Raw genomic sequence first — 11485 nt, forward strand, 5'->3', positions numbered from 1 at the left:
GTGGGCATCGTGGTGACCGTGGTGTTGGCCCGGCAGGGCACTGCCACCCAGATTTCCCACGTCATGGTCGGGCCGTATATGGTCCAACCTGACTTGTTGCGGAATCTCCTGGCCGACTACTACCGGAAACACGGTGGCTGGGACGGGGTGGCGGATGCCCTCCCCGGGCTGGTGGCCCAGGCTTCTCCGGCCGGCTCCATGGGCCGCATGATGGGTGAAATGATGGGGCTCTTCAACAGCCAGGTGACCCTGCTGGATGCCCAGGGGCAACTCCTGGCGCAATCGGGAGAGCCCGCACCCGGTTTGAGCGGGGCGATGGAACAGGGATGGCCCGTGATGGTGGAGGGCCGCCGGGTGGGGACGGTGGTCGTCCAGGGGCCGTTCATGACCATGGAAAGCGGCGGAGAGCAGCAGCTGGTCATCAGCGTGACCCGGGCGGTGTTGACAGCCGGCCTGGTGGCCGGTCTGGTGGCCCTGGCCCTGGCAGCCCTCCTCATCCGCCAGATCACCCGCCCCCTTTCCGCACTGCACCGGGCTTCCCGGGCCATTGCCCAGGGGCGGCTGGATGTGCGGGTGCCTGTCCAGGGGCAGGATGAACTGGGGCAGTTGGCCCACACCTTCAACCAGATGGCCGCCGCGCTGGAAGAGCAGGAGCAGCTGCGGCGCAACCTCATGGCCGATGTGGCCCATGAGCTGCGGACGCCCATGGCGGGCATCCAGGGCATGGTGGAGGCCATGCAGGACGGCGTCTTCCCGCCCACGCCGGAGAACCTGGCCAGTATTCACCAACAGATCGAGCTGCTCAACCGCCTGGTGGAGGAGCTGCGCACCCTGGCCCACGCGGAGGCAGGCCAGTTGACTCTGGAAATTACCGCCCTGGATCTGGCCGGGCTGGCGACTCGCCAGGTGGCGCTCCATCAGCCCCAGGCTCAACAGAAGGGCATTGCCCTGGCTCTGGACATCTCTGAACCCCTGCCGCCCGTGCAGGGAGATGAAAAGCGGCTGGGCCAGGTGCTGGGCAACCTGCTCACCAATGCCCTGCGCCACACCCCGCCTGGGGGACACGTCACCGTGGCCCTGCAACCCGACCCCGACGGCGTTCGCATGTACGTCCAGGACGACGGCGAGGGCATCGCCCCGGCGGACCTGCCCCACATTTTCGACCGTTTTTATCGGGGGGATCCCTCCCGCAGTCGTCAGCGGGGCGGGAGCGGGTTGGGGCTGGCCATCGCCCGCCAGTTTGTAGCCGCCCACGGCGGGCGCATCTGGGCCGAAAGTCCGCCCCCCGGACAGGCTCGGGGCACCCGGGTTTCGGTGGTGTTGCCCCGGCGCCCACCTCCCAGGTCGGATTGACGCCAGATGGACAATGACGGAGAGGAGCTCATCGCTATGACTTCTGAACATGGACACGAGGAAACTATGCCGCAAACCGCACAGAAACAGGAAGCGCATGCCCATCACGCCGCCCACGCCCACGACCAGGCGGATGGCCAGGCGCCGGCCATGGCCCACGGCGACCATGGGGATGAACACGCCGGCCACGGAGATGGGCATGGGGGCCACGGCGTCGACCACACCGGCCACGAGCAGATGTTTCGCCGTAAGTTCTGGGTGTCGTTGGTGCTCTCCATCCCTGTGCTGCTCTACAGCGAGATGTTGCAGAGCTGGCTGGGCTTTACCGTACCGACCTTCCCCGGCAGCCAGTGGATCGGCCCCCTCTTCGCCATCGTCATCTTCTTCTATGGCGGCTGGCCTTTCATCGATATGGCCATCCCCGAGCTGCGCAACCGCCAGCCGGGCATGATGACCCTGATCTCCCTGGCCATCACCGTAGCCTTTGTCTACAGCCTGGCCGCGCTCTTCCTGCCCGGCACGGCCAGCTTCTTCTGGGAACTGGTCACCCTGATCGACATCATGCTCCTGGGCCACTGGCTGGAGATGCGCAGCGTGCGCCAGGCTTCCGGCGCGCTGGACGAGCTGGCCCGGCTCATGCCGGACACCGCGGAACGCCTGCGGGAGGACGGCAGCACCGAGACGGTCCCGGTCAGCCAGCTCCGGGAGGGAGACCTGGTGCTGGTGCGGCCCGGCGAGAGCATCCCCGCCGACGGCGAGGTGGTGGAAGGGCGTTCCGCGGTCAACGAAGCCATGATTACCGGCGAATCCCGGCCGGTGGAGAAAGGCGAAGGGGACCGGGTCATTGCGGGGACCATCAACGGCGATGGCAGTTTGCGGGTGCGGGTCACCGCCACCGGCGACCAGACTGCGCTGGCCGGGATCATGCGGTTGGTGGAGGAGGCCCAACAGAGCAAGTCCAAAACCCAGGTGTTGGCCGACCGCGCGGCCGGCTGGCTCTTCTACATTGCCCTGGCCGCGGCGCTGATCACCGCGGTGGCCTGGAGCGTGGCCCAGGGCTTCCAGGTGGAGGTGGTGGAGCGGGTGGCCACCGTGCTGGTCATCGCCTGCCCCCATGCCCTGGGGCTGGCTGTCCCTCTGGTGGTGGCCATCAGCACGGCCCTGGCTGCCAATAACGGCATCCTGGTGCGCAACCGCCTGGCCCTGGAGGCCGCCCGAGAGCTGGACACCGTCATCTTTGACAAGACCGGCACGTTAACCGAGGGGAAGTTTGGCGTGGTGGATCTGGCCACGGTGGAGGGCTGGGAAACAGAGGATGCGCTGGCCCTGACCGCGGCGGTGGAAGGGGACTCGGAGCATACCATCGCCCAGGGCATCCGCCGCAGCGCGGAGGAGAAGGGACTCTCACTGCCCCAGGTCAGTGACTTCGAGGCCATCCAGGGGCGGGGTGTGCGGGCCCGGCACCAGGGGAAGGTCGTTCATGTGGGCGGTCCTCGCCTGTTGGAGATGCTGGAAGTCCGTCTGCCGGAGGCGCTGGCCGCCTTTGAAGAGCGGGCAGCCGAGAAGGGCCAGAGCGTGATCTTCCTCGTCGTGGAGAAGGAGCCGGTGGCCGCGCTGGCCCTGGCCGACGTGATCCGGGAAGTGAGCTACGAGGCGGTGCGCCAGTTGCAGTCCATGGGGCTGGAGGTGGCCATGCTCACCGGCGACAGCGAAGCGGTGGCCAGGGCGGTGGCTGCCGAGCTGGACATCGACACCTACTTTGCCCAGGTTCTGCCGGAGCACAAGGACCAGAAGGTGGCCGAGTTGCAGCGTCAGGGCAAGAAGGTGGCCATGGTGGGCGATGGCGTCAATGACGCGCCGGCCCTGACCCGGGCGGACGTGGGCATTGCCATCGGCAGCGGCACGGACGTAGCGGTGGAGTCAGCAGATATTGTGCTGGTCCGCAACGACCCGCGGGATGTGGTGAAGGTCATCCGCCTGAGCCGGGCCACCTATGGCAAGATGGTCCAGAATCTGTGGTGGGCGGCGGGCTACAACATCGTGGCCATTCCCCTGGCGGCGGGCGTGTTGGTGCCCATGGGCATCCCGGCCATCTCGCCGGCGGTGGGTGCGGTGCTCATGTCCCTGAGCACCATCATCGTGGCCATCAACGCCCAGCTCCTGCGCCGGGCCGCGCTGGCGGCGTAGGCATTCACCCCCGGCGGAAGCAGGGGGAAGGGGGCTAGGGGATGAACAGTTACCATCTGTGTTCATCTGTAAAACTCGATGGTTTCTGTAGTCGAGCCAGCCATGGGGCAATCAAAAAACTGCAGGCCCTGAAAGAGGGCCTGCAGCCTGTGGGCGAAGAGGGACTCGAACCCCCGACCTCACGGATGTGAACCGTGCGCTCTAACCAGCTGAGCTATTCACCCGTAGATTTCCTGAATGACTGAAGCCAGTATATCATATTTGGGCGACAACGCAAGTTCGCGCCCGGGTTGTTTTGAAGTTATGGCAGATGCGTCTGAGGATTTCATCATGGTACGTCCCCATCGCCGCTGGCTGCGCCTTTATCTGATCCTGGTCCTGGGCATGGGACTGTTGGGCGCCTGGTATGCCACCGCCCACTGGCAGATCCGGCCCCAGGATCTGGATCTTTCCGCCTTCAATCAGAATGGCGACTGGATTGACTTCATCGCTGCGTTGGGGGAAGAGGTCATTCAGCTCTTTTTCGGCGTTACCAGCGGCAGCTAAGCGGGGCGGGCACGCAGGCAGCTGCTCGTCCACCCATCGCCCACAACACCCATGCAAGAATCAGGGGGAGGCGCACGCCTCCCCCTGATGTTGTCTGCCGGTCCCTCCCTGGCCGGGGCAGAGGCCGCTGGTTTAGTTCGGGTCGTACTTACAGCGCTGCCCCTTGAGGGAGTTGAAGTAGATGCAGAGCTCCACAAACGCCGGGCGCAGCTTCAGCTCGTCGATCTGGCTGGGCTCCAGGATGGCCCACCAGTACTGCTCCTCGTCCTGGGGATTGCCGTCGTTGAGCCAGTCCAGGTTGGGCATGGTCAGCAGGCTCATCAGGCCGATCCAGGGCTGCCAGTTGGCCGCGGCGTATTGGTAGGCCCGCTTCAAGTAATCTGCCTGGACAAATTCGTCGATGCCGGCGTCGGCGCCATGCCATTTGTAGCTGGGGTTGACCCGGTCGAAGGTCCAGCCGAACTCCAGCAGGACGATCCGTTTGTTGCCGTCGCCGTAGCGCACCATGATGTTGCGGATGTCCTCCACGTGGCGGAAGGCGAAGAAGCGGTAGCCGCCGTACTGGGGATTGGCTGCCGCCTCTGCCGGGTCCAGCTCTGGCGGCGCGGCGAAGCCGGCCCCGTGGACCCCCAGCATGTCGAAGTAGCCGTTGCTGCTGCCGCCCATGGCCTGGTACATGGACTCGTAGAAAAGGTCGTCGGGCATGGCGTTGGCGTTGTTGTCGCCGGTGGGCGCCATCCCCGCGCTGATGACGATGGCGTTGGGGTTGGCCCGCTTGATGGCCGCGTAGGCCTTGCGCAGGAACTCCACGTACTGGGCCGGGTTGGGCCGGTTGCCGCCCCATTCCCGGGCCAGGTTGGGCTCGTTCCAGATCTGGTAGGCCTGGATGCAGCCCACGGCCTGGGGCGTGCAGTTATAGCGGCTGGCCACGGCGAAGGCGAAGTCGGCGAAGTGGTCTGCGTTGCCCGGGGGCTGGCCGGGCCAGAAGTTGGTCTTTTCCGGATCGCTGCTCAGGCGGGCCAGCAATTTGAGGTTGTGCTGGTTCACGTGGGTCACCACCCGGTCGGCGATGGACCAATCGAACTGGCCCTTCCCCGCGCCCTCGATGGTCTCCCAGGCGAAGGTCTGTTTCACCCAGTTAAAACCGGCCTCCTGCATCAGCTTCAGGTCCCGGTCGGCGATCTCGGGGCGCCACCAGAGGAAGGCCTGGGCGCCAAAGTCCGGGCTGGACATGGTGGCCGCCGCGTAGGTGCCCCCGCCCGTCGGCTGGCTTCCACCGCCGGTGGCCGGGGTAGGCGTGGCCTGGGCCACCTGGCCGCTCCCATCGCCCCGTTCCTCCCGCACGAAGTCTGCCGCTACCCAGCCCAACTCCCGGCCCTCGTTGCCCAGCTGTACCCAGGAATTGTCCTGGCTGCGGCCGATGATCTGATACCGTTCGCCCCGGGACACGGTGGTGACCACGTCGAAATTGGTGCCCGGGCCGCTGCGCACGTTGAGGAGGTCGGCATCCACCACCGCGAAGACGGCGGCTGCCGCTGTGGGGGTGGCCGGGTCCGGGTTGGCAGCCAGCTGGGTGTTGGCCGGTTGGGGAGCAGACTGGCTTCCGTCCGTCGCAGGGGATGGCGTGGTCGCCGGCTGCGGGGCCTGGCCTGCCGCGCCCACCGGCGTCTTGGTCGGGGTCGGCGTGGGTTCGGGCTCGCTCCGGCCACAGCTTGCCAGCAGCAGGCTGGCCACGAGCAGCACAGCCCACAACATAGCCCACAACATATAGCCCCTGTTCATCGAAATCCTCTTGGTTGGCTTAAGCTGGTGTTGGTTCATCCTTTTCCTGAATCCTGTTTGACTCCTGGGTTTCGTGATTGTCTGTCCATGAAACGGAACAGGGCTCGCGCCGGCTTTCGGCGGCCCGCAGCCTTTCCGTGGCTCACTTGGGCATGGCCCGCAACGCCTCATAGACGGGCAGGGGGGAGTAATCGTTCCGTACAATGCCCCACTGGGCCTTTTCGGTGCCGTCGGCCACCACCCGGAAGTTCAGGTTCCAGAGGAAGGCCGGCCCGACCCAGCCCCAGTTCTTCATCATCTGGAAGGCTTCCACCGTCCACTGGGCCTGCTCGGTGAAGTCGTTGTCGTTGGCATAGGCATAGGCCGGGTGGAAGGCGCCGCCCGCGGCCCAGCCGAACTCGGTGGGCCAGATGCGCTTGTTGGCGTCACCATACTTGACCATGATGTTGCGGTAGCCCTCCATGGTGCTGCGGAAGCTCCAGGAGTGGTGGGGCGTGTCGCAGGCGCCGTTGAAGCTGTTGCCCGTCTGCTGGATCACGGCGCACGCCTCCTGCCAGGTGACGCTGGGGGGGACGTTGTAGCCGCTGGGGTGGGCGCCGATGCCATCGCTGTACTGGGCCAGTCCGTGCTGGTACATCCCCTCCAGGTAGGCGAAGTCGTCCATGGCGAAGGGCGGGTTGTCGCCGGCGGGGGTGAGCGCGCCGCTGATGACGTACATGGACGGGCAGGCCGCCTTGATGCTGGCGTACGAAGCCCGCAACAGGTTCATATACTCCGCCGGATTCAGGGGCTTGTTGCCCCACTCGTAGTGGAGGTTCTGCTCGTTCCAGACCTCGATGGCCTTGAGTGCGCTGCCGCAGAACTCCCCAGCCATGGCGCCCAGGAAATTGGCCAGGGTCTGGGGATCGGCGGGGGGGCCGCCCACGCTGGCGTCGAAGCCGGGTTCCCGGGCCCAGGGTGGTGCATTGACCACGCTGAAGAGCACGTTGATGCCCCGGTTGCCGGCCGCGTTGACAATGCCATGGAGCTCCCCGAAACCGATGGCGCCGGGCTCCGGCTGGAAGAGACGCCACTCCACCTGCTGCTTGATCCAGTTGAAGCCCAGGTCGCTGGTGGCGGCCAGCGCGGCATCCACGCCGCCGCCCAGCATGTGGGCCTGGACGCCATAGCCGAAGAAGCCGGGGGCGGCTGGCGCCGGGGCAGCGGGCAGGGCGGCCGCCTGCACCACCGGTGCCGGGGTGGGTGTGGGTGCCGGTGGGATCTCCTCCGGGCTCAGCCGGGGCAGCGTCTCCAGCGGCCCCAGCCCCTGGGTCAGCCCGGCGTAGACCCAGGCCGGTTCATCCCGGCCGGCCACCTGGACCTGGTACCACTCGCCCTGGGGCCCCAGGGCCACGATGGGCAGCCAGGTACCCGCGGTGACGGTGGTGACCACCGGGTAGTTGGTGCCCGGCCCCTGGCGGACGTTCATCCGCTCCGGCTGGATCACGGCCACCGGCGCAGTGGGCGTCGGCTGGGGGGTAGGGGTGGGCGTGGGCAGCAGGCTGACCTCGACAGGCTGGGCCGGGGTGCTGGCCTGGCCAGGGGTAGGGGTAGGCGTGGGGAGTGCCGCTGCCGGCTCTTCGGTTGCAGCCGGGGTGGCCTCGGTCACCGCCGCGTACGCCGCTGCGATCCAGGCCTCCCCGTCGACCTCATCCACCTGGACCCGGTACCACTGGCCGTCCTCGCTGCTTCCTGTGATGGTCACCACACGGCCGGGGTCGAGTTTCCCCACGATGGCGAAGTCTGTGCCGGGACCGCTGCGCACATTCAGGCGGCTGTCCTCGGTGGTCACCACCGCCAGGGTGACTGCCGGGGTGGGTGTGGGCTCCTCGGCGGCCGGTAGGGCGGGCATGGCCTGGGTGCAACTGCCGGCCAGGACGAGCCAGGCCATGCTGGCTACGATCCACCCCAGCGGGCGAGGGCCTTGCCTGCGGTTTCTGCTGAATGACAACATGATTCCACTCCTCCCAATGGACATGGCAGCCAGATGGGTACGACAGTTGGCCCCTGGGGGGCCTTAAAGTCTATCTACCTGGATTTCTTGCAGGCTGGCAGATGGGAAGTGAATGCCCGCCGGCGTTGATGGCGATGGCGGAGTGGACAGGGCGGGCGCATAAAGAGATCGCGAGGGGTAACCCGTACCCCTCGCGATGATAAGATGCCAGATCCTCACGGCTCCCCACGGACATGCAGCGAGCCGACCCATTATTTGGGCATGGACTTCAGCGCGTTGTAGACCGGCAGGGGCTCCCAGTTGGGACCGACAATGCCCCACTGGGCCTTCTCGGTGCCGTTGGCCACCACCCGGAAGTTCAGGTTCCAGAGGAAGGCCGGGCCGACCCAGCCCCAGCTCTTCATCATCTGGAAGGCTTCCACCGTCCACTGGGCCTGTTCGTTGAAGTCGTTGTCGTCGGCATATTTGTAGGCCGGATGGAAGGCCCCGCCCGCGGCCCAACCGAACTCGGTGGGCCAGATCTTCTTGTTGCCGGCGCCATACTTGACCATGATATTGCGGTAGCCCTCCATGGTGCTGCGGAAGCTCCAGGAGTGGTGGGGCGAGTCGCAGGCGCCGTTGAAGCTATTGCCGTGGCGCTGGATGGCCTCACAGGCGCCTTCCCAGGTGACGCTGGGGGGGACGTTGTAGCCGCTGGGGTGGGCGCCCACGCCGTCGATGTAATTGTTCAGGCCGGCCTGGAACATGCCCTCCAGGTAGGCGAAGTCGTCCACGGCCAGGCCCGGGTTGTCGCCGGCGGGGGTGAGCGCGCCGCTGATGACGTACATGGACGGGCAGGCCGCCTTGATGGCCGCGTAGGACGGCGCCAGCAGGGCCACGTAGTCGGCCGGGTTCAGAGGCCGGTTGCCCCACTCGTAGTGGAGGTTCTGTTCGTTCCAGACTTCGATGGCCTTCACCGAAGAGCCGCAGTACTTGCCGGCCAGCGCCCCCAGGAAATCGGCGAAGGTCTGGGGATTCTGGGGCGGGCCGCCCACGCTGGCGTCGAAGCCCGGTTCCCGGGCCCAGCCGGGGGCGTTCACCACGCTGAAGAGCAGGTTGATGCCCGCGCCGTTGGCCGCGTTGACGATGCCGTCCAGCGCACCGAAGTCCCGCTGGCCTGGGCTGGGCTCAAAGACCTTCCACTCCACCTGCTGCTTGACCCAATTGAAGCCCAGGTCCCGGGTCATGGCCATCACCTGGCCGGCCTGGTCGTTGTGGACCATGTGGGCCTGGACGCCATAGCCGAAGCTGCCACCGCCGGTGGGGGCGGGCGCTGCCACGGCCGGCGCGGCTGCCGGGGCTGCAGCGGCGGCCACCGGCTGGGCCGGCGGCTCGGGGTAGTCGCTGGTCACGGCCACCGCATCCACGTTGCCGCTGGTGTTGACCAGCTGGCCGATCACCCAGCCGTCCTGGCCGTTGAAGTCGATCTGCCACCAGTCCCGGTTTTCGTTCTGGGCCTTGATGCGGTAGGTATTGCCCGGGGTGATCTGCCCCAGGACGTTGTAGGCGGTGCTCGGCCCTTCCCGGACGTTCACCACCTGGCCGCTGCTCAGGGTGGGTTCGCCGCTGGCCGCGACGACTTCCTCCGCGGGGGCCTCCTCGGCGGCGGCCACTGCCTCCGCCGGGGCCTCTTCAGCGACGGCCTGGGCGCCCAGGGCCAGGGTGGTGGACTGCAGGGCGGTCAGCGGCTGGCCGTTGCCGCCCACGATCTGGGCGTCCACCCGTAGCTCGCCCTGACCGGCCGGGGCGGCGAAGGCCAGGCGGGGGTCATCCAGGGGCCGCAGCTCCTGGGCGATCACGTTGCCGTCGGGTCCGTACACGGTGTAGGCGATGGCCATCTGGTTGGCCACGCCGCTCAGGTCCGTGCCCTGCTGGAACTGGAGCAGGACGTTCCAGATGTTGGGATCCACATCGCCGGAGGGAGGTGTCACCACCGAGACGCCCCGGACGTGGAAGCGCTGGAGCAGGGTCAGCTTGCGGGCCAGGCTGCTGGCCGTCTCGATATAGACCGTGCGCTGCAGGCCCTGGTCATCCACGTAGGTGTAGGTGTACATGCCGATGGCGTCATCCCACGTCACCCGTTCCTGGATGCGGGGGTTGTCCAGGCTGACGACCACGTTGCCGTCGTCGCCCACTTCCGCCTGGATCTGGGTCACCAGGGGCTGCAACGACTCCTGGTAACCCTTGAGGAGCAGATAGTTGCCGCTGCGCTCGATGGACTGGGCGGTCAGCTCAAACTGGATCTTGCGGCGTTCCACCCGGCTGGTGGCGAAGTCCAGCAGGGCTTCCATCTCGCCATTGGGCGCGTACGCCCGGGGGTCGACAGGCGCGGGAATGATGAGGGTGTCCACCACCTGGCCCAGCCCTTCCCAGTCGTAGCCGGTGGTGTCCCAGGTGTCGGCAGAAATTTGCCGGGGACGTTCCACCCGCACGGCCAGGGTCTTGTTATTGGCGTGGAGCCGTTCGGCCAGGCGGGACATGAGGTGGACAAAGTCGGCCCGGGCGCTGGGCACTGCATCCACGCCCCGGTAGTCGATGACCACACCCGGGTAGCCGTTCTGGACCACCGTCTGCTCCACCGCGACCAGCTGGTTATCCTGCAGGCCCGGGTCCAGGAGCAGGTTGTTGATCAGGTCGGTGCGCACCACGTCGTCCACCCAGTTGCGGATGACGGGCAGGGTGTTGCCGGTGTTCACCGGGGCCACACCCTCCAGCGCACCATCCCCTCGCAGGTAGAGGCCCGCCTTGATCTCGTTGGCCACCATGGCATTCTGGGGCAACTGGCCTTCCAGCCCCAGGTCCACCGAGACGGCAGGCACCACGGCTACTGTCTGCATGACCATAAAGTTGGGTGGGACGAACTCCAGGCGAGATTCGATGATGTCGTCGGCGGGGTAGACCACATTGGGCAGGTGCCACCAGCGGCCATCCCGGTAGGAGTAGACCCCCAGGGTCTCGTAGGGCAGGCTGTCGTTGGGGATGGGGATCTCCAGGATAACCTGGGTGGGTTCGGTGCCGATCAGCTTGACCTTATAGAAAGGGCTTTTGGGGATCAGATAATCGGGCAGGTCGCGGGCGGCTTCGTACAGCTCTCGGCCTGCCTGCCCTTCGATGAATTCTGCGCGAGGCGTGCTTTCGATGGTGGCCAAAAAGCCACGTTGAATGCCTTCGGCCGGGAAGTTGACGATGGTACCATCGGGATCCCGAATGGCGCCGCCGGCCACGCCGATGCGGGTATAGGTGAAGGCCTGGAGCCGGCTCATCAGGCTAATGGGCGGCAGCAGCAGGGCGGCGATCACCAGGGCTGGAATGACCACAAAGGTGAGCAGCCAGGCAGCCGGCCCTTCCAGCACCCGCCCAATGCTAGACCAGATCGACGGTCGCGATTCAAGACGAGGCTCAAACCGGGTGTTTTGCATCGGATTAAACTCCTTGATAAAAGTCTAAAGTTCCACCGCCATCTGTTTGGGCGTACCAGGCTGTTGGTTGGTGCCCGGCAGCGATCTGGCCTGGGTTGCCCTGTCCAACGGAAAGGCGCGTAGACGAATCCTAATCTTAGCATAGCTGGATTGCGGTCCAAAAATC

At 66.4% G+C, this 11485-nt stretch carries 6 protein-coding genes and 1 tRNA gene; 3 read left to right on the forward strand and 4 right to left on the reverse strand.

Annotated features, from left to right (window positions below; genetic code table 11):
- The first annotated feature begins 390 nt into the window (after positions 1 to 390).
- Positions 391 to 1353, forward strand: coding sequence for a sensor histidine kinase (locus FKZ61_RS05245; protein ID WP_407659858.1), 963 nt, complete (start codon positions 391 to 393; stop codon positions 1351 to 1353).
- Positions 1354 to 1389: 36 nt separating this feature from the next.
- Positions 1390 to 3540 carry a heavy metal translocating P-type ATPase gene (locus FKZ61_RS05250; protein ID WP_407659855.1) on the forward strand — a complete coding sequence of 717 codons (2151 nt, stop codon included), beginning with the start codon at positions 1390 to 1392 and terminating at the stop codon, positions 3538 to 3540.
- Positions 3541 to 3690: 150 nt separating this feature from the next.
- On the opposite strand, the gene FKZ61_RS05255 is transcribed toward FKZ61_RS05250, so the two are convergent.
- Positions 3691 to 3764 (reverse strand) — tRNA-Val (locus FKZ61_RS05255).
- Positions 3765 to 3870: 106 nt separating this feature from the next.
- On the opposite strand from FKZ61_RS05255, the gene FKZ61_RS05260 reads away from it, so the two are divergent.
- Positions 3871 to 4086 carry a hypothetical protein gene (locus FKZ61_RS05260; protein ID WP_141609021.1) on the forward strand — a complete coding sequence of 72 codons (216 nt, stop codon included), beginning with the start codon at positions 3871 to 3873 and terminating at the stop codon, positions 4084 to 4086.
- Positions 4087 to 4218: 132 nt separating this feature from the next.
- Here the strand turns inward: FKZ61_RS05260 and FKZ61_RS05265 are convergent, their stop codons facing one another.
- The 3 genes from FKZ61_RS05265 to FKZ61_RS05285 all read right to left on the reverse strand — a co-directional run bounded on the left by FKZ61_RS05265 (position 4219) and on the right by FKZ61_RS05285 (position 11319).
- Positions 4219 to 5868, reverse strand: coding sequence for an SH3 domain-containing protein (locus FKZ61_RS05265; RefSeq protein ID WP_170199291.1), 1650 nt, complete (start codon positions 5866 to 5868; stop codon positions 4219 to 4221).
- 142 nt (positions 5869 to 6010) lie between these two features.
- Positions 6011 to 7798, reverse strand: a complete 1788-nt coding sequence (locus tag FKZ61_RS05270) for an SH3 domain-containing protein (RefSeq protein ID WP_170199293.1) — start codon at positions 7796 to 7798, stop codon at positions 6011 to 6013.
- Between the two features lie 314 nt (positions 7799 to 8112).
- Complete coding sequence (locus tag FKZ61_RS05285) at positions 8113 to 11319, reverse strand: SH3 domain-containing protein (RefSeq protein WP_141609024.1); 3207 nt, start codon at positions 11317 to 11319, stop codon at positions 8113 to 8115.
- Between the last annotated feature and the right edge of the window lie 166 nt (positions 11320 to 11485).

Source organism: Litorilinea aerophila (assembly GCF_006569185.2).
GTDB classification, from domain to species: domain Bacteria; phylum Chloroflexota; class Anaerolineae; order Caldilineales; family Caldilineaceae; genus Litorilinea; species Litorilinea aerophila.

Coding starts and splice junctions, on each gene's coding strand:
- FKZ61_RS05265 (WP_170199291.1), bottom strand. CDS start 5,868: ATGAACAGGGGCTATATGTTGTGGGCTATGTTGTGGGCTGTGCTGCTC.
- FKZ61_RS05260 (WP_141609021.1), top strand. CDS start 3,871: ATGGTACGTCCCCATCGCCGCTGGCTGCGCCTTTATCTGATCCTGGTC.
- FKZ61_RS05285 (WP_141609024.1), bottom strand. CDS start 11,319: ATGCAAAACACCCGGTTTGAGCCTCGTCTTGAATCGCGACCGTCGATC.
- FKZ61_RS05250 (WP_407659855.1), top strand. CDS start 1,390: ATGACTTCTGAACATGGACACGAGGAAACTATGCCGCAAACCGCACAG.
- FKZ61_RS05270 (WP_170199293.1), bottom strand. CDS start 7,798: ATGGCCTGGCTCGTCCTGGCCGGCAGTTGCACCCAGGCCATGCCCGCC.
- FKZ61_RS05245 (WP_407659858.1), top strand. CDS start 391: ATGGAAAGCGGCGGAGAGCAGCAGCTGGTCATCAGCGTGACCCGGGCG.